18 protein-coding genes are annotated in these 20,574 nt (G+C 59.1%); 11 read left to right on the top strand and 7 right to left on the bottom strand.

What is annotated here, in order from left to right:
* The first annotated feature begins 162 nt into the window (after positions 1-162).
* The 7 genes from DMY87_RS14025 to DMY87_RS13995 all read left to right on the top strand — a co-directional run bounded on the left by DMY87_RS14025 (position 163) and on the right by DMY87_RS13995 (position 7,928).
* The gene (locus DMY87_RS14025; RefSeq protein WP_110792272.1) at positions 163-921 is read left to right on the top strand and encodes a sigma-70 RNA polymerase sigma factor region 4 domain-containing protein; all 759 of its coding nucleotides are present in this window, start codon (positions 163-165) and stop codon (positions 919-921) included.
* Between the two features lie 2 nt (positions 922-923).
* Positions 924-1,490 (top strand): hypothetical protein, encoded by a 567-nt coding sequence (locus DMY87_RS14020; RefSeq protein ID WP_110792270.1) that lies wholly within the window; start codon positions 924-926, stop codon positions 1,488-1,490.
* Between the two features lie 4 nt (positions 1,491-1,494).
* Positions 1,495-4,842, top strand: coding sequence for a UvrD-helicase domain-containing protein (locus tag DMY87_RS14015; RefSeq protein WP_110792268.1), 3,348 nt, complete (start codon positions 1,495-1,497; stop codon positions 4,840-4,842).
* A 98-nt stretch (positions 4,843-4,940) separates the two neighbouring features.
* Positions 4,941-5,684: a multiubiquitin domain-containing protein gene (locus DMY87_RS14010; protein WP_110792267.1), complete on the top strand. Its 744-nt coding sequence runs from the start codon at positions 4,941-4,943 to the stop codon at positions 5,682-5,684.
* On the top strand, positions 5,684-6,067 hold the full coding sequence (locus DMY87_RS14005; RefSeq protein WP_110792265.1) for an E2/UBC family protein: 384 nt from the start codon (positions 5,684-5,686) through the stop codon (positions 6,065-6,067). The genes DMY87_RS14010 and DMY87_RS14005 overlap by 1 nt, the downstream gene beginning before the upstream one ends.
* Positions 6,064-7,410 (top strand): HesA/MoeB/ThiF family protein, encoded by a 1,347-nt coding sequence (locus tag DMY87_RS14000; protein WP_110792263.1) that lies wholly within the window; start codon positions 6,064-6,066, stop codon positions 7,408-7,410. The genes DMY87_RS14005 and DMY87_RS14000 overlap by 4 nt, the downstream gene beginning before the upstream one ends.
* A gap of 23 nt (positions 7,411-7,433) precedes the next feature.
* Positions 7,434-7,928, top strand: coding sequence for a ubiquitination-like system serine protease family protein (locus DMY87_RS13995; RefSeq protein WP_133253022.1), 495 nt, complete (start codon positions 7,434-7,436; stop codon positions 7,926-7,928).
* Positions 7,929-8,044: 116 nt separating this feature from the next.
* Here the strand turns inward: DMY87_RS13995 and DMY87_RS13990 are convergent, their stop codons facing one another.
* The 6 genes from DMY87_RS13990 to DMY87_RS13965 form a co-directional block, all read right to left on the bottom strand.
* Positions 8,045-9,184, bottom strand: a complete 1,140-nt coding sequence (locus DMY87_RS13990; RefSeq protein WP_110792260.1) for an RHE_PE00001 family protein — start codon at positions 9,182-9,184, stop codon at positions 8,045-8,047.
* Between the two features lie 312 nt (positions 9,185-9,496).
* On the bottom strand, positions 9,497-10,243 hold the full coding sequence (locus tag DMY87_RS13985) for an ATP-dependent metallopeptidase FtsH/Yme1/Tma family protein (RefSeq protein ID WP_110792258.1): 747 nt from the start codon (positions 10,241-10,243) through the stop codon (positions 9,497-9,499).
* Positions 10,240-12,141 (bottom strand): ATP-binding protein, encoded by a 1,902-nt coding sequence (locus tag DMY87_RS13980; protein ID WP_110792256.1) that lies wholly within the window; start codon positions 12,139-12,141, stop codon positions 10,240-10,242. The genes DMY87_RS13985 and DMY87_RS13980 overlap by 4 nt, the downstream gene beginning before the upstream one ends.
* Entirely contained in the window at positions 12,134-12,598 is a 465-nt protein-coding gene (locus tag DMY87_RS13975; RefSeq protein WP_110792254.1) for a hypothetical protein, read from the bottom strand. The genes DMY87_RS13980 and DMY87_RS13975 overlap by 8 nt, the downstream gene beginning before the upstream one ends.
* A 151-nt stretch (positions 12,599-12,749) precedes the next feature.
* On the bottom strand, positions 12,750-13,880 hold the full coding sequence (locus tag DMY87_RS13970; RefSeq protein WP_110792252.1) for a hypothetical protein: 1,131 nt from the start codon (positions 13,878-13,880) through the stop codon (positions 12,750-12,752).
* 335 nt (positions 13,881-14,215) lie between these two features.
* The gene (locus DMY87_RS13965) at positions 14,216-15,277 is read right to left on the bottom strand and encodes a hypothetical protein (RefSeq protein ID WP_110792250.1); all 1,062 of its coding nucleotides are present in this window, start codon (positions 15,275-15,277) and stop codon (positions 14,216-14,218) included.
* A 730-nt stretch (positions 15,278-16,007) separates the two neighbouring features.
* On the opposite strand from DMY87_RS13965, the gene DMY87_RS13960 reads away from it, so the two are divergent.
* Positions 16,008-16,832 carry a hypothetical protein gene (locus tag DMY87_RS13960; RefSeq protein ID WP_110792248.1) on the top strand — a complete coding sequence of 275 codons (825 nt, stop codon included), beginning with the start codon at positions 16,008-16,010 and terminating at the stop codon, positions 16,830-16,832.
* Between the two features lie 49 nt (positions 16,833-16,881).
* On the opposite strand, the gene DMY87_RS24045 is transcribed toward DMY87_RS13960, so the two are convergent.
* Positions 16,882-17,124: a hypothetical protein gene (locus tag DMY87_RS24045; protein WP_133253021.1), complete on the bottom strand. Its 243-nt coding sequence runs from the start codon at positions 17,122-17,124 to the stop codon at positions 16,882-16,884.
* 43 nt (positions 17,125-17,167) lie between these two features.
* On the opposite strand from DMY87_RS24045, the gene DMY87_RS13950 reads away from it, so the two are divergent.
* The 3 genes from DMY87_RS13950 to DMY87_RS13940 all read left to right on the top strand — a co-directional run bounded on the left by DMY87_RS13950 (position 17,168) and on the right by DMY87_RS13940 (position 20,551).
* Positions 17,168-17,503: a hypothetical protein gene (locus DMY87_RS13950; protein ID WP_110792245.1), complete on the top strand. Its 336-nt coding sequence runs from the start codon at positions 17,168-17,170 to the stop codon at positions 17,501-17,503.
* Positions 17,504-18,096: 593 nt separating this feature from the next.
* On the top strand, positions 18,097-18,588 hold the full coding sequence (locus DMY87_RS13945; RefSeq protein WP_110792244.1) for a hypothetical protein: 492 nt from the start codon (positions 18,097-18,099) through the stop codon (positions 18,586-18,588).
* 112 nt (positions 18,589-18,700) lie between these two features.
* Positions 18,701-20,551, top strand: a complete 1,851-nt coding sequence (locus DMY87_RS13940; RefSeq protein WP_110792242.1) for a recombinase family protein — start codon at positions 18,701-18,703, stop codon at positions 20,549-20,551.
* Positions 20,552-20,574 lie beyond the last annotated feature (23 nt).

Raw genomic sequence — 20,574 nt, 5'->3', positions numbered from 1 at the left:
CCGGAGATCCAAAAAGACCCAGCGACCTGAGAAAATTTACTTAGATACAATCGCCGAGCGAGAAAAATCAGATTACTCTCTCTAAAATACTGCATCCGATTCGCTTTTTTAATCGGGTGGGGTTCCGCTTTACTCTGCGCCGAACGATGAGTGAAATATTAAATGTCAAGCGACGGCTACCAAGACGAACCTGATCTACAACCGCTAACCTTGATGCAAGACGATGGAACACCGCTATACAGGCCGGCCGAGTTGGTCGACGAGCTCAGGGAGCTGCTACGAAAACCTCGCGGAGGGCTTGCCAAAGCGAAGGCGAATATTTCGAGCGCCGCTCTGGTCTACATAATGCGGAACTTGCGACCTAACCGCGAAGAATCTTGGTATTTCGAACTTTGGAACGAGCTTGTGAGCCGAGCGAAGGGCCTCGCGTTCAGACGGGCCTCTGGTTTGTCGAAGCAACAGGCTAACGACGTAGCGCAGGAAGTATGCGATTGGCTCCATGAGCTTGTCTTTTCTGGTACCAATAATGCCGATGTTCTTGAGGCCTTTTTCGGAACGTCTGTGTTCCGGAAGAGCGTCGATGAGATCAGAAAGCTGAAGCGCCGGGAAAGTGTTGAACGTAACGAAACGGACTTTGAAGTGGGAGAGCGGTCAGCGCGGGATTGGATCGATAACGCTGGATACAGAAACGCCGGGCATTCCATGCCGCGCGCCGAAGCCGCAGCGCGAGTGGCTGCCGTGATGGCACGGTTGACCGAGCGGGAGCGAGCAGCTGTGAATGCGGTCTACGTGGAAGGCCTTCAGCAGAAGTCAAACGATGCAGACGAAATGACCGCCGCCAAGAAACTCAACGTGAGCTCCAGAAGGATAGGTGAGCTCTTGGCAAACGCCCGGAAAAGAGCCTCGGGAGACGAGGAATAGATATGAACGATGAATCCCAACGACTGGAAGACATCCTGATCGCACTGATGGACAAGGAGGATTTGGTCGATGACGACATCGTGGCCATGATCGAGCTCCATCCGAAGCACCGGGAAGAGATTCTGCAGTTCTACGAAGATTGGCTTACGGCGGACGACGGCCGTGATGGCCCGCGCCATGACAGTGGTTACGTGCCCGACATATCTCATTTGTGGACGCCAACGGGCGAAAGCCGGATTGAGAACCCATTTGAGCACCTGTCTCCCACGGACCTCAAAAAGATTGTGAAACGTTGCGGCCTCTCTCTTTCACTGATGACCTCATTAGAGGAGCGGGCAATCCGGGCTTCAACGATACCCCTCCTGCTAGTTCGCCAGCTTGCTAGGGAGGCCAAGTCTACCGTGAGGGATATACTGCGGTTCCTCGACCAAGACCAAACGACGCTCGCTTCGGATTTCCGTTCTGACCACGCCCCCGTCAAGAGGGAAAAGATCAGCTTCTCGGAGGCAATCGAATCGTCTTCACTGTCAGAAGACGCCAAAGACCATTGGCGGAAATTTTCGGAATGATGCCATGGAGAACATCAATTCCGTCCGACGCGCCGCGAACGAATTAAGACGCAAAATTGACCCGGGACTCAAGCAGCTCGCCGCGACCGAGATCATACGGCTCGCGCTCGACGATCAAAGTCTGACGGTGGAGAGGCTCGGACCAAGCGACACCAACCTCATGGGCGGTGTCGGCGTACTGAAGCGTCGCTATCTGGCGATATACGTGGCTAACGATCTCGATCCAGGCTTCGAGGCCGAGGTCATCGCCCACGAAATCGCGCACTTCGTTATACATCTCGAGGCCGAGATCAAAATCGAGCGCGGCTACAGCGCGCCAGGCGCCGGCGACCCGCTACAACGAGTCGAAGCCTATAGCAAAAAGGAACGGCGGGAAGCCCAGGCAAATGCCTTCGCCCGCGAGTTCCTTCTTCCGCGCGCGCTCGCCAGACGGCTTTTCCACGAAGGGAAACGCGCCAGGGATATCGCCACGAGCCTCGGGATTAGACTGGAGACGGTCTATCAACAGCTGGCCGACTCCCTACTGCTGCCGGAGGCCATCGAGAAGCCACCAAAAGCGCCCCGGCCTCCGGAACCGCTTGACGCTTCCCAGGAGGAGGCAGCCCATCACCTTGGATCGCCTTTCCTCCTCGAGGCCGGGCCCGGGACCGGGAAAACCAAAACCATGGTCGAGCGCATCGTGTGGCTGCTTGCCCAGGAACACGCCAAGGCCGATGACATATTGGCGCTGACATTTTCCAATAAAGCGGCGGAGGAGCTTGCCGAGCGGGTCGAACATGCCGTTGGGGCCAGCGCGGTCAACATCTGGAGCGGTACGTTTCATTCATTCGGGCTTGAACTCCTGCGTAAATACCACGACCGCTTTAATCTTCCGCCCGATCCGAAGTTGGTTGACACGAGCGAGGCGATAAACCTGCTGGAGGAGACACTTCCGGCCCTGCCGATCGTGCACATGCAGAACCTGTTCGACCCAGCTTTGGCGTTGAGAGACATATTGCGCTCGATTTCGAGGGCGAAGGACGAACTGATCGGACCGGAGGAATACGAAGTCCTGGCCGAAAACATGATGCGCGATGCGGACCGCGCCGATGCCAATACCGTCAAGGCGGCTGCCAAGTGTTGCGAAGTCGCCCTTGTTTACAAGCACTACCAAGCGACCCTCGATTCGATGCGGGCGGTTGACTACGGTGATCTCATCCGACTTCCCGCCGTCAGGATGAGGACAGACGAAGATTTCCGTCGTCAGCTCTCGGACAGATACAGGTGGGTTCATGTCGACGAGTACCAGGATATCAATCGCGCAAGCGCCATGTTGGTGAAGGGCATCGTCGGTGATGGAAACCGCCTCTGGGTCGTCGGAGACGCCAGACAGTCGATCTACAGGTTTCGCGGGGCGTCGAGCCGCAACATGGCGCGCTTCCGAAGGGACTATACGAGCGGTAAGCGGGGCCAGCTGAAAGTAAATTACCGATCCACCGATCCGATCCTCTCCCAGTTCAAAGCTTTCGGAAATAGGATGATCGTGTCTTCTTATTCTCTTCCGCTCGACATAAGCGCCAAGAGAACCGCGGTCGGTGGAACGCCGGAGATATTCATCGGAACCGATTCTCAGGATGAGATCGACATGCTCGCGGGAAATATACGTGAACTTGAAAAAGCGGGTGTTTCCCTCAGAAGTCAGGCAATAATTGCGCGTACCAACGGCATACTGGCCGAGATGGCAGCGGAACTCGAGGCCCGAGGCGTGCCCGTGCTATACCTGGGTCCGCTTTTCGAGCGACCCGAAGTGCGAGACATGCTGTCACTGCTGTCGCTGATCGTCCAGGATGGCTCTACGTTGTTCAGGGTGGGTACCTTCCCCGAGTACGGCATCGCGCCGCTTGAGCTGTCGCGCGTAATCGAGGAAGCCAAGTCTCGTCAGGTTTCGGTTAAGGCGCTCTTTGACCAGATATCAACGCTTGCTTGTGTCACCCCCGACACCATCCGCCGCCTTGCTCTCCTGGCAAGCCATCTGGACGGGTTCGGACACGGCACGACGCCTTGGCTTGCCTTGATGGAATACCTGTTTGATCGAAGCGACTACGTCAGAACGGTGCTAGCGGGCCAAAACCCGTCTGACGATCTTAGCCGCGTCGCGGTCCGCCAGCTGATCGAGGCACTCAGGACCATGCCGCTTGTAGGCGGTAAGCTGCCGATCGTCCGCGGTCTCGAACGTGTCAGGCATCTCGTGCTGCTGTCGGACGATCGGGAACTGCGGCGTCTGCCGGACGAAATGCATGACGTGGATGGGGTCCAGTTGATGACGATCCACGCCAGCAAAGGTCTGGAATTCGAGGCCGTGCACCTGCCCCGGCTTAAGCGAGGGTCTGTCCCCGCACCCAACCGTGCCGACGCATGTCCGCCACCTGTCGGTATGGTAACGGAGAACCCCGAAACGAACGCTCACGATGCCGAGGAGGAGTGCTTGTTTTTCGTGGCGATGTCCCGCGCGAAGACACATCTCAAGCTCTATCGCCCAGCTAGGTCGGGAGGCAAAACTTCAAATGCCTCGATATTCGTAGAGAGACTATCGATCCAGAGCGGAAGGCAGGTCGCGCCGGTAGCCCGTCTCTTCCCGGCTCCGACGCTGGAACCGATCAACGATTTCGGCTTTCCCGAGGGATTGAATGCCGCAGACATCGAGTCTTTCGACCAATGCGGAAGGCGATTCTTTTATGATAAGGTCGCCAAGCTCGGCGGCTCGGCCGAGAGGTCCGCCTATTTGCAGGCTCATGGATGTATTCTCGCGGTCGTCGCAGCGGCCCGCTCCGCAGATATTCCCTTGACGATCAACGCTATGCGCGGGGTCTTCGAGACCGCTTGGAATTCGACGAAACTTGTCGGTCACCCTTTCGAGAAACAGTATCGAGCCCTTGTCGACAGGATGATGGGCAATCTTCTTCCGGTTCTTGCCTCCGTCTCGAAGGCGACGCCGTTTGGGCTCGTGTTGGCCAATCGTCAGATCGCCATCGCTCCGGATTTCGTAAAGGGAGACGCGGGCTCGCGCGAGTTCCTGACAGTCCGGTCGGGCAAGCGTTCCATGACGGAGCAAGATAAGATCGCACACACGCTCCTGCTCGAAGCGGCGCGCGTCAATTTCGGCAACAGCTTCTCCTTCGAGACCTTCCACGTGATGGACGGCAACGCAGGACAGATCGAACAGACAGCGGCGAAGCGTGCGAACCGTATTGCGACGGCGCAAGACGCGATCCGGTCCATCGAAGACGGCCTTTTCCCGGCCAAGAGAAGTGACTTTCTGTGCCCCCGCTGCAGGCACTTCTTCATCTGTCCAGCCCCTCAGGCAAGTTCTTAAAAAAAGTTCACGACCGGGGCTCCTCTTTTCGTAGGGCCCTTCGATTGACCCTGTGAGACCGACGCAATCAGGCCAAGGTCCATAGGAAACAACGAACTATGTCTCTTATCGAAAACCCCGAGATCGACGATGTCGCACTCGCCGTGCAGGAAGATCGCCCCCTGCGCCCCGGTCGCTACCGCGTTTCGCTCGCCGTCGACAGCGTCGATTTCCACCCGCTTATCCTCGATGATCCGGTTCCCCTCGGCCGCCAGATCCTCAAGAAGGCCGGCATCAACGACATCGATGGTCACTCACTGTTTGTGATCACCACCGAAGGCGACTTCGAAGACGTCCGGGTGGATGAGGAGGTCGATCTGCGCGATCGTGCCGCCTTCCGCTTCATCGCTTTCAGCACCGATCCGCTCTACCGCGTCAAGCTCAACGAGGCGCGCATCGTCTGGGGCCGTTCTCTCATCCCTGAAGCGGTGCTACGTGCGCTCGCCGGCATCAACGACGATGAAGCGGTCTTCCTGGAAGTGCGTGGCGGCAAGGACAAGCTGATCGAACCGGGCACCGACGTGGATCTCGCCGCAGACGGAGTTGAGAAATTCATCACGGCGCCCAACAAGGTCACCTACACTTTCTTCGTCAACGGCAAGCCTTATGAGACCGATAAGAAGAAGCTTACCGGCGCGCAGATCAAGTCGATGGTGCCCGACTGGGATCCGCAGCATGACCTTTCTCTGGAGGGTGAGGGCGACGATCCGGACCGCATCATTGCCGATGACGAGGTAGTTAGCCTCGTCCCGAAGCATGGTGTCCGCCGCTTCTCGTCAGTCCCTAAGGCGAACTTCGGCTGATGCCCGGCGTTCTCGACATGCAGCTGGACCAGCTGCGGGAGCGCTTCGGCGACGTTCAGACCCGGCAGCTGCCGAGCGGCACCACGCTCGTCACGGTGCCTGACGTCCGCCTGCCGGAGGGGTGGTCGAAGTCGTCGACCACCATCCGCTTCATCGTCCCGCCCGGATATCCCTTCGCGCAGCTCGACTGCTTCTGGGCGGATTCTGATCTTCTTCTCGCGCATGGAGGCCCGCCGCAGAACTCCGCGCCAACTCCCGTCCCGGAGACCGTCGAGCCAGCACTGTGGTTCTCGTGGCATCTCACAGGACCGTGGAACCCTAATCGCGACACGCTGTCGACTTGGATGAACGTAATTATTGATCGTATGAGGCAGGTCCAATGAGTCGTGTTCGCTTTCCTTCGCCTCTCTATTCCAACCTGGCGTCGACGTTGCTCAACGCCAATGGTCTGGAAAGCTGCGCAATCGCATATGCCCATCATGATGCACGTAGCGACACGTGGGTTGTCGCCGACGCCAGCATCGTGCCGGAAGACGCATATGAGCACCGCACGTGCGTATCTGCTGTCCTGAAATCGTCTTTCCTCATCGACGTTGCAAATCGCAGCCGGGTCACCGGCATGGCCGTTATCTCGATCCATACGCATCCCGCCAGCTCTGACCATCCGCATTTCTCGCCCATCGACGATGCGGGCGAGACCGAACTGAATTCGTATTTTGTTCGGCGAGCGGCACCAACGCCACATGTCTCGCTGGTGATCGGGCCGAATGGATGCCGCGCCCGCCCCCTCGGAAAGGAAGATGAGATCGACGTATGGGAAGTGGGAGATAGGCTCTTGCTCCATTCGCCCAAGCAGGACGTCTCCGATCAGGAACGCGACGATCGGCAGGTCAGGGCATTCGGAGCCCCAGGGCAACGGCTGCTGCGCCGCCTCCACTTCGGAGTGGTCGGTGCGGGTGGGACCGGATCGCTCGAGTGCCAGCAACTCGCCCATCTCGGGGCGACTCAGGTCACGGTGATCGATCCCGACCTGGTCGAGGAGACCAACCTGAACCGTCTCGTCGGCTCCGTTCCCTCGGACGTTGGCCAGCCGAAGGTCGAGGTCGCGGCCAGGATGATCCGCGCGATTAACCCTGATGCCACGGTGACCCCGCTTCAAGCTGACATAGTCGACGAGGAGGTAGCCAAGCTCATCAGTACCTTCGATTTCGTCCTGTTGTGCACCGACTCTCACGCCAGCCGGGCGGTCGTCAATCAAGCCGCCTATCAGTATCTGGTGCCGGTTATCGATATGGGCGTCAGCATCACTGCGTCGAACGGAGCCGTCAGCCACATCACTGGACGCGTGCAGATGCTCGCCCCTGGCCTTCCCTGCCTGACTTGCTCAGGCGCGCTCGACGGCGAGGCAATCCGGCGCGAAATGCTGTCACCAGACCAACGCGCGGCGGACCCATATGTTCAAGGCATCCACGAACCCCAACCCGCGGTGCTGTCGATCAATTCGACCATTAGCTCACTCGCAATCACCATGTTGCTTGGAGCTGTCACACCGGTTCCGATCAAGCCTCGATATCAGATTTATGATGGAATTCGCGGCCGGGTGAAGGAGATGGCAGTCGCCGTGCAGCCGAACTGTGTGGTCTGCTCACCTATGGGAGCCCTTGCCAAGGGCCCAACCTGGCATTTGCCGGTCCGGCCGAAACGTCAAGATGGGAGCGACAAATGATAGACCCAGCACGAATGGTTAGGATGGTCGGCAATGCCGAGTACAGAGATCAGGCTGAAGCAGCACTTCTCGCTCCAGGTGATACATCCATGGTATTTCGCGTGCGGCCCAGATCGATCGTGATGGCATGCCCTGATGGGTGCGGCGAGACTCTGGTAATCAATCTCGACAGCCGCGCCGACAAGGCATGGCGCTTTGACATGCGCGGCGAAGGACTTACGCTATTTCCTTCAGTTTGGCGTGAAGGAGGATGCGAAAGCCACTTCATCGTTTGGCGTGGGCACATTCTGTGGTGTGATCGGTTTGAAGAAGGAAACAGTGAACCGGTCTATAATCCCGAGATCGAGGATGCTGTTCTGAGCGCGTTGCATGATATCAAGCCGCGTAGCGCCGTGGAACTCGCCGAGGCTATTGATGAACTCGTCTGGGACGTCAATCGCGCAGCAGGCAGGCTTGTAGGTCAGGGTCGCGCGCGCTCATGGAAGACCAAAGGGGGGTGGGTTTTCGTGCGAGCATAATGAGGTTTCCTGCTAACGGGAACTTGGTAAGGGCAACAGGAAGCGGAAAAGCGCACTCGAAGTCTTCACGGCTTAGCGCTTGACCAAGCGCCATCCGTTTTGCGAGCTGTTTCGCTTTATAATATCCCCCACGCCCGAAACCTCCCCCTCCCGGTCATCTCGCGCAGGCCAAGCTCCAAAACGATCCGCCGCGCCGCCTGCGGCGTGACGTCAAGCGTTTTCGCCACCATCCCGGCCGATACCACTGGTTTTGCCATCACCAGCTCGACCAGCTCCGGCAGCTTTGAAGACGTCCGGCGTCCGTCCAGCTTTCGCTGGAACATCGTGCGCGCCAACGCGAGCCGGTCATGCTCTTTCCGACCGATCTCCGCGGCCGCAATCAGGCCGTGAGCGATGGCGAGCAGCCGTGTCTCCCGATCACGATGCCGGCGCCGATCGACGGGAATGGTTTTGAGGCCGAGATTGATGGCGACGAGATGGGCGCCTGACGTGATGCCGGCCTGGCGCATGATCGACGCGCAAAGCAGCCGGCCGAGCCAAGGCGCGTGTTGTAGAACAGCCAGCTCGTTCCAGGCATCGAGGGCGACAATCGCCTGCAGCATAGCCGGCAGATTTTCGGCCTGGCGCAGCACGCTGCGCCATTCCTCCAGCCGTGCATCCTCGTCCCAGTCGAGATCATAAACCAGCGCGTCTCGGTCTGCCGCGCTGGCGCGGCCGGGCCGCGTTGCGTTTTCGATCGTGGCCTCCGATCGGGCCAGTACCGCATCGATGGCGGCATAGTCGATACCGGGAAGATCTTCGCCACTGTCCGCGTCTTCCCCCTCCCCTGCCGGATCCGACGCGTCCGCACGCCGAATGCGGCGGACCGCCTCTCCCTGGTTTGCGCCGGCCGACGTGATGTCCGACGTTTGTCGCAAAGTCCGGATACCCCCTGCGGACAAGGCCCAATCCGGCGACTGCGCAGCGATGCGCCTGCGGGTACGCAGCACGTCGCGGGCGATGGTCAGCTCATGGGCGGGTGTGCGAATATCGCGGGTGTCGTCATGGAGGACGAGGTCTTCGAGATGGACGAGTTCACCGTCGATCCACAGCGAGGCGCAGGCGTCAGTGAAATGGGTGCGCTCGATCCAGCCATCGCCAACGGATGAACGGGCAATCCGCTCATCGAGACGGGCAAGCGCGATGCCGGCGTCGAAAGCCGGTCGCATCAGGGCGCTCATGCTGATTTTCGCGAGATCGTAAGCCATTGAAATCATGGTACATGATTTGCTAAAGGAACTCTATATCAATATTGGAGTTCTTCACATGGGATGATTGTCGGTTGGAGCTCTAACCATCGATAAGTAAACCTTATCGTATTTTAAATAAAAACTCCTGAATATTCGAGGGTATCAGGAGTGATAAATGAGATTTGTACTACAGCGTCACGAACCTACAATGAGATACATTCAATAGGTATCCAATTAAACAATTTGAACCCAGCGTGCATACGGCAATCCATCGACGGAGCTCGCCCACGATGGCCAAAATTGAAGGCGCACAGTTACCTTTGCGCCTACCAGTTGCCCTTACCTATGATTGAGAATTTCGCTCACCCCATCCCCATCAAGCACTTGCTGCTCGAACAAGGCCGCCGTCAACCGATCAAGCCGCTCTCTGTTGTCATTGAGTATCTCGGCCGCCCGCCCTAGCGCTTTCTCAAGCCGAGCATGGACGCGGGCGGCAAGATCCGGCTGCGCATCGAGCACTGACGTCGGGTGTTTATCCTCACGGTAGAGCAGCGGCTGCACCGCGCCGAAGCCGAGACTGCGATCCATCGCCAGGGCAAGCCTGGTCGCACGGGCGAGATCACTATCCTCGGCGCCTGCCGAGCCGACTGAGACGGAGCAGAAGACAATCTGCTCTGCGGCCCGCCCGGCCATCAGCATCGCCAGCAGGTCTTCTCGGTAGCTCAGCGTGTCACTGCCGGACCTTTGGAATGCCAGAAGGCTGTAGCCGCCATCGGGCATGTCGATAGTGATCCCCTGGATCGGACCGAGCTTGAGGACGTGATGGACGATCGCATGGCCCGCTTCGTGTACGGCAAAGCGCCAACGCAGATCATGGGGCAACAGAGGTCGATGCATCCGAATGCCATCCTCAAGGTCCTGACAGCGCATTGGACGCTTCTGCCTCCGGGCGACCTGACGCGCCTCGCGTACGATGCGCTCGACATCGGCTCCCGTGAGCCCCATCGCGCGGGTTCCCAGGCGCTTCAGAACCGATTGAACGGCGCTCTCACCTGATCCGGTATTGATCATGGCTTGATGTGTCATTGGCTTCCTCCATTCAGCGCTGCTTTTTGACTCAGGCTGTCGCCGGCATCCGAGGGCAGCTCGGCGATCTCGGGCTTCCCCTTGGTTGGCACCTGCCCCTCGGCGACCAGCATCTTCAGATCTTCACCGAGATGGTGCCGGAAGATTTCGGCAAGGGTCGCTGTGTCAGGCCGCGGGATTTCGATGTGGGTCTCCAGCCGTCCGGAGCGTTTCAAGGCCTCGTCGATCTGCTCCGGTCGGTTGGTGGCGCCGACAACAATCAGGCCCTCGCCCTTGACCGCACCATCCAACAGTTCGAGCGCTTTGTTGACGACACTATTCCAATAGTCCGCGTACTCGCGCTCTGCCGGCTGGCGTTTTCCGATGCCGTCGATCTCGTCGATGAAGAGGATGGCGGGAGCCACGGCACGCGCCTCGGCAAAAGTCCGGGTCATACGATTGAGCACGTCGCTCAGATGCGCACCCTGCAACCAGGTCGACACCGAACTGACGACGAGTGGCACCTGCAGGCTGTTGCAGAGCGCCCGGGCGAATGTCGTCTTGCCGGTCCCGGGCGGTCCCGAGAGGAGCAGTTTGGTGCTCATGTCAGACCATGGAAGGATCGAGGCTCGGTAGTCATCAAGGTCGGCCTTGAGATCAAGCGCCCAGGTCTTCGCCTTGCCGTATCCGGGCAGCGTCTCGACCGCGAGGCTCGGCGGGCTGCCGTCTTCGTTCCAGGGCTTTGGCTGAATGACCTCGGCCCCGGACGGCTTGTCGCGTCGCCATCCTCCGCTGCTGCTGTCTTGCCCAGTAGCCGAGGTATCGTGGTTTGCCTTGCCAGGCTTCTGTTTCGACGTGCTGGAGCCACTTGAGGAGCCGTCGCTCTCGTCGTCGTCATTCTCGCCGTCGCGCGCGGCGATCCGGTTGCGCTCCGTGAGCGACGCAAGGATCGCAACGACCTCGGCGGCACTGCGCCCCGGTCTGAACGCCAGCACGATGTCATCGATCGTGAGGTAGTGAACATCATACGCATTGGTCCATCGATCGAGTGGCAACCTGCCATTTGGGCCATAGACTGCTTCGAGCATCAGGACGAGGAACGGGTAGTCCAGTCGCCCGCCCTCCAGGTTGATGTCGGCCGCGATACTGACTGCGTCCGGAACACCTTTCGCATCTTCGCAGATTGCAACGACGGGATAGTCACGCCGCAGCGCATTGAGGAGCCGCCGCTGCAGATTGCCGCCTGCCACGCGACGCAAAAGGTGACCGAGCAGCAGAACGTATGTTCGTCCGGGGCCTTCGTCCCCGGCGATGGTCATGTCGTCATAGACATACTCCCCATCGAGCCCCTTGAGATCGCCAGCGGGCACAAAGCCCGGGACTTCGATCAGCCGTCGGATTGCCGCTTCGAAGCCGACAATGGGCGCATGCAGGGCAATCACCGGAGCCGGCATGGCTGCCGCGCGTGTCACGGTAGCCAAGGTCACACGGGCTCTCTCGATCGTCCTCGCAAGGACGGTGGCAGCAATGATGTTGCTGACGAGCGGACCTTTGCCAGCCTGGCCGATGAGGCTTAGGGCATAGGCGCGGTTTGCATGATCGGCATCAGACAGGCGCTCACTTTTAGAACCGGACTTCCGCCGAGATGTCGATCGCAGACCCGCGGGCACTGCGCCTTCGAACGCTCCCGCCGCTGGCTGCAGATAGTCGCCAAAGTGCCGCCGCACCCATGCCAAGTCCTTGTCACGATCGCCGGTGAGGGACGAGGTGTCGAACACGGGCGTGTAGCGCCGGGTCATGTGACCGTCGATCTCGATGGCCTTCACCTCCAGCAATCCGTTGCGCAGCGCATTGCGCCTCGCCTCGCGCCGGGCAAGCTGTTCGAGCCGGTGAACCAACAAACGGGCGATCTTACTCATTGATGTTACCCTCCGCAGTCTCGGCAATAATTGCCAAGTCGGATAGGCCAAGGTCTCGTGCCCGCAAGGCGCGTTTCCGGAGATGGCCCGGCTCTGGCCGGGCGCGCTCGCGAACCCTGCGACGCTGGATCTGCATGGCGGTGTTGCGGCTGCGCTTGGCGAGCCAATCCATAACCACTTGGCAGGCTGGATCGCCACGCTCGATATGGACTAGCAGGTGGGCCATCACGCGAGGCGGCACGATTCCGGTAAGTCCGTCTTGCGTTCGAACGTGAGCAAGTGCGAGGCCGATCGCGACGGCAGGATCATCCGTGGGCGATTGATCGGTGGGGGCACTCCGGGTGCGGAGCAAGGCATCGTGGGGACGGTGGCAGTCAAGTGTCGTCGGTCGGTTGGTCGAGGTGACCGCTTCGCAACGCATGCGCGGCAGCCCCTCCGAATGGATGTCAGAAGACATGGGAACTCCTTGGCCGGACCACATCGGGGTCCAGCGCCAACAGGGAATGGGAATGGTGAGGAAAGCCGCGGGCGCCAAGCCATTGCGGCCAACGCCTGCAGCCCGACGACCAGCGTCTGGCTGCAGCGTTCAGATCATCGAGCGGATCGGGTCAGTGCGTCCCAGGGCGTCTGGCATAGCCGATGCGGAAGAAGACCGGGCGCGGCTCGTCGTCATCTATAGTATCGACCCGCTCGAAGCGCTCTTCGTCCCAAGGGTCGCGATCCAAATCTTCGTCAAACGATCGGGCCGCCATGTCTTCCTCAAATGTTCGGCTCGGACCGTTGAGGTTGATCCGAGGTGGCTTCGGCGCAATCAGCGCGGCTTCAGTGTCGGCTGCCGCTTCGGTGAACCGCTCGTCGACCCCAATCGCCTTGCGCGCTTCGACCTCAAGAAGCTGCTGCACTCGGGCACCGAAGCGGCGGCGTAGCTCGGCCATGCAGGCCGCGGCCCCGTCGATCTCCAGCAGGTCATCGATTTCGGAGAGCGCCCAGATGCCGGTGGCGTGATCACTCGGACGGCTGGCTCCATCGACGATCGCCACCTCCACTGTATCGACCATCAATCGCTTTTGCGTCTTGTACAGCCAGTCCGGCAAGACCATCGCCGAAGCCATCATCTTGGTCTTGAGTTCCTCGAGCCGGCTCGTGTCGCCATAAGAGGCAAGCGATCGCTTGAGGTCGAGGATGTAGGCCGTATGTCGCGCCCGGTTGACCACGATCAGGTCCGGTGTGTAGCTGCCTTTTGCTGGCGACTCGCAATCGAGTTTGATGCCGTCGAGGCTCGACCAGTCATTGCCGGACACAGCTTCGAGAGCGGCTTTGACCAATGGCAGTTTGAGCGATTGCGTCAGCACCAGCACATTCGGGTTCGCTCTCGCCACACGTTCAAACGCGTATTCGAGGAGCTTCCCTTCGCGGAACGAGACCGCCCGGACGAGCGACGCGATGTGAACATAGTGGCCCAAGATCTCATCTTCGGTCGGTTCGCCGTCCGTGATCGCGGTAATGGCACGATCGATGAGGACATCGAGATCGGCTTCGACGTCTGCGAAGCGGACGAGGTGCGGATGGCGGCGCAGCACGGCTGGCTCGCGGACCGGCGCAGCAAGGGCGTTGCGGCCAAAGCCGAAAGGGTTCGGGCGGGAGCCCGAATGGCCAAAGCCGGTATCGGCGTTGCCCATGAGATTGGTGGTCGAACGGAGAACTTCCCCCTGAGGGGTTTGAGAAGTAAACGTGGTCATAGCCCGATTCCTTTCGCAAGAAGGCTGAGGGTCAGGCCCTTGTCAGTGGTGCAAACACTGGCTTGGGCCGCTTGTTCCGGTCATCCGGAACGCCCTTACCCTGGCAGGACCCGAGGTCGGGCTCAAGGACCCTGGGCACACAAAATGAGAACGAAGCCGGTACAAGGTTAACGGCGGGCTCACGATGCTTCATGAGCGCCCCTGCCCGACCCCAAACTCCGATGGCCTTGTTCGGGTTTAGCCACCGAACACCCAAACAAAAAAAAGGCCGACTAGCGGCCCCAGGGAAGGTTTGGGGGAAGGCAATGTTGCCGCCTTCCCGATCTCGACGCCGGTCACACCGCCATCACGGGCAAGGACACCTCGTCGAGGTTTTCGTCTTCAACCTCGGCCTCGTCCTCAAACTCGTCTACGACCTCGATCAGTTCAGACGTGTCGAGCGACGGAACCGCCTCAAGCGTCTGACGGCTTTCAAGGTCATCGTTACCTTCGACAGCGTCCGTAACGTCGGGGCCGGTTAGCTTTGCTTTCCGATCTTTCGAGATCACCCAGGACAGGACGGGCATGGCTTCGCCCTCGAGCCACTTGCGCAAATCGACCATTTTTGGCCAACGATCCTTGTCGGACAGTTGTGTCAGCACGGCTTCGACCCGCGCCCACTGACTGCCATAGGGGAACATCACGAGGCTTTTGTGTTCGGTCCTGACCTCAGACGACCCCACAAACTGCGTCAAATTGCGAAGTTCGTTTCGGGCGGTGCCTGCCGAGAGCGTCAGCACCTCCTGCAGTTTTTCCTTATAGAGCCGCTTGGCTTTCAAAGCCGCATCCATGACCCCGACGATCACCTGAAGGCGGGCAAGGAAGATCTTCTGTCCCTCGCGGGATTTAAGGGCAATCAGCGCCTGAAGTCCGCTCACGCCGCCGATGTCATAAGGATTGACGCGGGGTTTCTCCTGGCCATCAGACAGGATGGCCCTGGCATCCGAAACCCGGACCTGACCGTGCTCCTCGGCAAGCTTCAGCACTTGGCGGATTTTGTCCGGCTCCGCATGAGCGATCGTGAACAAGACGGTCGAACTGATATTGAGATCGATCATCTCGTCGCGGAACGCCTCGAGGTTCCGCGAGACGGCAATGAAGCCGGTCGCCGTGCGCGCAGCGATCCCGCAACGGCTGCTCACCCATTTCGCGAACGTCGGGGCCTCCAGCACATCGGCGGCTTCATTGAGAATGTCGCCGATCAGGAAGGTCTGCTCCGTCGAGCGGCGACCGAGCTCGAAGATGCGCTCGGCTTTGTTCTCGAGCAGGTTCTGAAGCGCTGGATCGATCTTCAGCTTTTCATATGTGTGGGCGGGGGTGGTGGGGGCCTTGGGCTTGGTCTTGGTCTTGGTGTTCATCTGGTACTCCAGTTACGCGTTACAATCATCCGACACACGAAGGCATCAGATAAAGCTATTATCGTCCAAATCATCAGACTATGCAAATCGCACTCAAATTCACGGCAAGCACAATCTACGTAAACGCACCCACATTCGCAGCCAAATCCTCCATGAATACCAACACCTAAACATGAAGTTAACCATACTAATATACAGATCAGGCATTCATGATTATACTTTTGGCGTCATTACATAAATCACCAAGCAGGTGCAGGTACATTTTCGCAGCCACGCCTGCGTCCTGCTCGCTCGACGGCCGCCTCCTGTGGGTAGGCAAAGAGCATTTTTTTCTACCCAGCGGCTGCTCGAAGTATTTTCTAGATCACTCAAGGTAAAGCCGCCGAGGGTCGCGGCGACGGCTGGGACGGCTCACGTTCACCCTCACAAGTCATCGCGCGTCTGCTCAACGTGCACGCACGTCAAGACAAATGCGCATCAGCGATTCCGACCTCTGGACATCCGATTCAGAACGCTGGAATGGCGTTTCGGCAAACGCCGTTTGCAATGATGCGGGCATCGCAGCGTGCCTTGCCTCGCCGACCAGTTCAGCCAGACGTGTCGAAGTGATCGAACTGTGGACACCAACAGCATTGGCCTCCGGTCGCTCCCAGCATTCATCAGCGCTTAAACTCTCGCCGATACCCGTGATGATTGACGCATTCGTTCCGCTTGGGGATCAGGAGTTCCGATGAGTAAAAAAAGCCGTGTTGCCGCCGACCGGGCCGAGGCCTTGGAGTCCGCGCTCAGAACCATCGAGGCGATCGACCAGACCGCTCCAATGGCGCTCCTCGACATCGGGATTGCGCTTTCGGAAGTTTTTGACGAGAAGCCATCATCGAAGGTGGTGTCGTCTATCGTAGAACGAACCGGTATCAAACGGTCCGTTATAGAGCGGGCTTTGTACGCCGAGTTCGTCCTTACTCCTCATCGCGCGAACCTCGAACGCTTGGGCGTGTCCGCGGAAGTGGTCGCCGCTCTGGCTGAAGGGGAGGAGCAGGACGTTGACGGCGGCGCGCAGGCACTTCAAACCTACCCCGGGATCTCTCTGGCCGACCTGCAGATCCTGATGAACTCGAGCGTCGAACCACGTGCCTATCAACCGCCACACCATGCAATCCTCCGCTTCGATATGGCGAGCATGGAGGAGCTGGCAGTCATGAAGACACGCAGCGGGTTTCGTATCTTCCGGGAGATGCTCAGCCGCACAATTCAGTTGATCAACCGCCTCGAAGAGGTCGGCTTTGACCACGACGAATCCGAAGACATCCGGCGGCAATTGCATATCGCCTGCGAGCACCTGGATACAATGATCGATAACCTGATCCTGCTTCCGCATCCGCTCGCCTCAAGCCCTAGCCACATGTTCCCGGCCTGGCCGCCCCAGGCGTCTGCATGGAACCAGCTTCTTGATAGTCTAGGGGAGCTCCATGATGTCAGTGAGAGCTCTATGCCTGACGTCGTCAAAGTGCGCGCGATGATGCAACAGCTTCTGGGGTCGCCGCTGCAGCCTTGATCATGCCAGTAGAACCAGAGCGCAGAAGTCGTCTTGACCTGCAGGCAAATCATCCTGCCGCCATCTCACATCGAGACAAATTGCGCATCAACGATTCCGAAGTCTGGAGATCCGATTCAGAACTGTGGAAGCACGTTTGTGCAAACGCCGTTTGCGCCGTTGAAGTCATCTCGACCTGCCGCGATTTACCCGCAACCTGTCTCAAGTTGCGCATTCCTGATTCAAATGTCTGGATTTCCGATTCATCAACCGGGATTTTCGATTCAGCCTCGAGCGAGGTTGCTGCGCTCATGCCGGTCTGGCATGCAGGCCACCTGTTGGTTTAAGGGGACGGGATGACACGCAAATCGGACGAGCTTCGCAATCGCGAACAGCGGGAACGCCAGCAGCGACTGCGCGACGCCGATCGCAAGGCAAGGCGGCCAAACCGCGACGATGTCGCCCGCACCGCCCTCTTCATGATCGTTTCTGCGATGGCGGCACGCAAGGCAGAGGCGGAACTCGATGAGCTGCAGGACCGCGTCGTCGCTCTTCTGGTAAAACAGGGCTTCGATGAGCGAGCATCGGATGCCGTATTCGATGAGCTTGCTGCCAAATACAGAACAGGAGAGTGGCCATTTCGTCGGAAGCTTCACCTGGGCGAGGCAGACGGTGACGAACTTGAGAACTGATCAGGTTTCTCGCCTGCCCCTGATCGGTGCCTGCCAGATGCGCTATCGCGTATCGCCTTTCACAAACCCCGTTTGCAAGATCTGACACATTCCCCCCGTTACTTCACAAAACGGCGTTTGATTCTGAATCGGATTTCTAGAGGGTTTCGGCCTATCCCCGGCGACCGTCATATTGTTGCGCGCACGCAACACTGCCCCATCTAAGTCAACGGTTGCCAAGCGGTTAACAACCATAAGCTGCCGGTCAAGTGCTCAAACTTTTCAGGCAAAGGCGCTGTCCCATTTTGAGAATCGACCGGATTTTGCTCAAGCTTCATTTATCTAACCAACAATTACAGGGACTTGCGTGATCGCAACTCCTGTGTTCTCTGGCTGGCAGCAGTGTTCAACCCAGGCCAGTCCAAGGAACGGAAAGGAGGCGCCCATGTTCGATTACGGCCATGTCACTGGCGCCGTTATGCCGCCGTCAGGAGACCCAGAGTGCCAGACCACGCCCGAGTTCGGGGTCTGCACCGGCCGCATGCCCGAGAAGGCTCTCGGCGCAGATCACCGTCGAATACGACGGCGAAGATCTGTGCACGAAAGGAGCCACTATGCTGCATGCACCCCAATCAGCGAACGGGACGTTCAGGTTCATCTATTCCGAGGATGACAACCGGCGGATCGAGGAATACCACCGGCAAAACGAGGCGGCGGTTGATCGTTTTCTCGAGCTGATCGAGCAAACTCCCGGCGTTGTGCGGGACGGTTACCACGTATTCCGGAAGCCGATCTGGGTGACCGTGACCGATGAAGGTTTTGCGGCATCGCCCAAGCCGCCACGGCGCAAGGACCTCGTCGGTCCCGGGACGTTTGTTCAGTTCCAGATCTGCGAGCGCCGTATCGGTGAACGCTCGGTAGAGGCCTTGACCCTTGCGCACATCGTCGGATGCATGCGCATTGGCGACCTATTGTCGGTGAACAAGCGCTTGGCAAAGATCGACCAGGATGCGGCCCGTGGGCTGTTGATGCAATTCGTATCCACTGTCCAGCATCAGGTCTACTCGACGGCGCACCATATGACGAAGCCGGTCCCCCAACCTTAAGCACACGCGAAGCGCCAGGTCATGACGACCTGGCTCTGGCCGGGGCTCCCAAGCCGTCCCGGCCAGGCTAAGCATGTCTCTCACGCGCAATCCGTTTATGAATGAGCACCCAATGCCCAAGAAAGTATTGTTTTACGCCCGCTACTCGACCGACCGCCAGAATGAGGTCTCGATCGAGACCCAGACGGAACTCGGCAAGAAGTTCGTTGCCGACAGGGGCTGGACGCTGTGCGGCGTTTACTCCGACTCCGCAATCAGCGGCACGTCGTTCACCTCACGCCCCGGTATCCAGCAGCTTCTCGCGCATGTAAAGCGCGAACAGATCGATGTGGTGCTCTGCGTCAATGTCGACCGCCTGTCGCGCGATGTCGAGCACACCTCGAAGATCCTGAAGGATCTCAATTTCCACGACTGCGCCATCTGGACCGTCGAAGCCGGCCGGGCGGTCACCGATATGGAGCTGCACATGCGCTCCACGATGAGCCATGAACTCGTCGAGCAGGGCCGGACCCGCACCCGCGAGGGTATGAAGACGGCCGTTCGCAAGGGGAAGGCAACCACTTGTCTCTCCTACGGCTACAAACTTTCCCAGCAGCGCGATGCCAACGGTGACCGCCTCAAGGGGCTGAGGGAGATCGATCCGGTCAAGGCCGAGATCGTGCGCGGGATCTTCAAGGACTATGTCGATGGCGTCTCACCGGCCGCCATTGCTCAGAATCTGAACGACCTGGGTATCCCGGGTGCACGGACCAAATACTGGCGCGACACCACCATCCGGGGCAGTGTCACTGATGGGACCGGCATCCTCAACAACTCCCTCTATGTGGGGAAAGTCGTCTGGAACAAGCAGAAGTTCCGCAAGGACCCGACGACAGAACGGCGAACCTCTCGTGCAAACGACAGGGACGAATGGGAGTTCAGGGACGAACCGAAGCTTCGCATTATTTCGGATGAGCTGTGGGAACGGGCAAAGCAGCGCCAGGCCGAGAGCCGGGAAGAGTACGATCGGCACTCGACGAACCGTCTCAACGCAACGCACCGTCCGGAATATCTTCTCAGCCGCATGCTCCAATGTGCCGAGTGCGGCGGGCCCTACGCGATCAGCGGAAAGGATCGCTATAGCTGCACCAACCGCAAGAAGCGCCTGCCGATCGATGAGCTTGACGGGGAATGCTGCACTAACAGCAAGACGATCACCCGCCATGAACTCGAAGAGCGCGTCCTCAACTGCCTTCCAGTCGCGTTTTACTCCGTCGACATCTTCGACCGGATTTCGAAGAAGATGATCGCCCACGAGGTGGCCAAACTGAAGAGCGCCCCTTCCCGCAAGGCGCAAGTCGAGGCCGAACTCGCAAAGATCAAAGCGGCACAAACGAGCCTGATGCAGCAGATCCAGGACCGGCATGCGGAAGGCCGGCCGCGACTTGCCCTCCTCGACGACCAGCTCGACGAACTCGAGGCAAAACGCGAAGAGCTCGCCCGAGAACTGGCGACAGTCGAGGAGCCGGCAGTGGATTTTCAGGGGAAGATCGAGAAGCTGAAGGCGCAGTTTAACCCGGCAAACATCGAGATTGGGATCCGCAAGCTGATCTTCCTCGCGCGCAACAACGCCGACGAAGCGGTCAAACAGCGGCTGATGCCGATCGTGCGTGACCTCATCCAGACCGTCGTCATCGGCAAGACGCCGGGCCATCAACCGGCAAGTCTGCAGGTGCATGGTGACATCGCCCACATCATGGCTTCCATGGACGCGATCGATGTCATGCAGCAGCAGTTCTTCGCTGCTGCCCAGAACGACCTGATGACGCGTATGGCTTCGGGAGAGATCGACACGGAGGCCAAGAAGAACAAGCTCATCGAGGCTTATATCGATGAACTGTCACGCAAATTGCCGGAGTGGGAGAATTTGCAAGTCTCAGTGGTTGCGGGGGCAGGATTTGAACCTGCGGCCTTCAGGTTATGAGCCTGACGAGCTACCGGGCTGCT

It is taken from the genome of Peteryoungia wuzhouensis (genome assembly GCF_003205195.1).
Lineage (GTDB): Bacteria > Pseudomonadota > Alphaproteobacteria > Rhizobiales > Rhizobiaceae > Allorhizobium > Allorhizobium wuzhouense.
The sequence above is the reverse complement of the archived record's forward strand: the minus strand, read 5'-3'. Positions and strand labels throughout refer to the sequence as shown.

Bases quoted from the DNA above. Each gene is read 5' to 3' on its own strand.
- DMY87_RS14025 (WP_110792272.1), top strand. From the start codon at position 163: ATGTCAAGCGACGGCTACCAAGACGAACCTGATCTACAACCGCTAACC.
- DMY87_RS14020 (WP_110792270.1), top strand. From the start codon at position 924: ATGAACGATGAATCCCAACGACTGGAAGACATCCTGATCGCACTGATG.
- DMY87_RS14015 (WP_110792268.1), top strand. From the start codon at position 1,495: ATGGAGAACATCAATTCCGTCCGACGCGCCGCGAACGAATTAAGACGC.
- DMY87_RS14010 (WP_110792267.1), top strand. From the start codon at position 4,941: ATGTCTCTTATCGAAAACCCCGAGATCGACGATGTCGCACTCGCCGTG.
- DMY87_RS14005 (WP_110792265.1), top strand. From the start codon at position 5,684: ATGCCCGGCGTTCTCGACATGCAGCTGGACCAGCTGCGGGAGCGCTTC.
- DMY87_RS14000 (WP_110792263.1), top strand. From the start codon at position 6,064: ATGAGTCGTGTTCGCTTTCCTTCGCCTCTCTATTCCAACCTGGCGTCG.
- DMY87_RS13995 (WP_133253022.1), top strand. From the start codon at position 7,434: ATGGTCGGCAATGCCGAGTACAGAGATCAGGCTGAAGCAGCACTTCTC.
- DMY87_RS13990 (WP_110792260.1), bottom strand. From the start codon at position 9,184: ATGATTTCAATGGCTTACGATCTCGCGAAAATCAGCATGAGCGCCCTG.
- DMY87_RS13985 (WP_110792258.1), bottom strand. From the start codon at position 10,243: ATGACACATCAAGCCATGATCAATACCGGATCAGGTGAGAGCGCCGTT.
- DMY87_RS13980 (WP_110792256.1), bottom strand. From the start codon at position 12,141: ATGAGTAAGATCGCCCGTTTGTTGGTTCACCGGCTCGAACAGCTTGCC.
- DMY87_RS13975 (WP_110792254.1), bottom strand. From the start codon at position 12,598: ATGTCTTCTGACATCCATTCGGAGGGGCTGCCGCGCATGCGTTGCGAA.
- DMY87_RS13970 (WP_110792252.1), bottom strand. From the start codon at position 13,880: ATGACCACGTTTACTTCTCAAACCCCTCAGGGGGAAGTTCTCCGTTCG.
- DMY87_RS13965 (WP_110792250.1), bottom strand. From the start codon at position 15,277: ATGAACACCAAGACCAAGACCAAGCCCAAGGCCCCCACCACCCCCGCC.
- DMY87_RS13960 (WP_110792248.1), top strand. From the start codon at position 16,008: ATGAGTAAAAAAAGCCGTGTTGCCGCCGACCGGGCCGAGGCCTTGGAG.
- DMY87_RS24045 (WP_133253021.1), bottom strand. From the start codon at position 17,124: ATGAGCGCAGCAACCTCGCTCGAGGCTGAATCGAAAATCCCGGTTGAT.
- DMY87_RS13950 (WP_110792245.1), top strand. From the start codon at position 17,168: ATGACACGCAAATCGGACGAGCTTCGCAATCGCGAACAGCGGGAACGC.
- DMY87_RS13945 (WP_110792244.1), top strand. From the start codon at position 18,097: ATGCTGCATGCACCCCAATCAGCGAACGGGACGTTCAGGTTCATCTAT.
- DMY87_RS13940 (WP_110792242.1), top strand. From the start codon at position 18,701: ATGCCCAAGAAAGTATTGTTTTACGCCCGCTACTCGACCGACCGCCAG.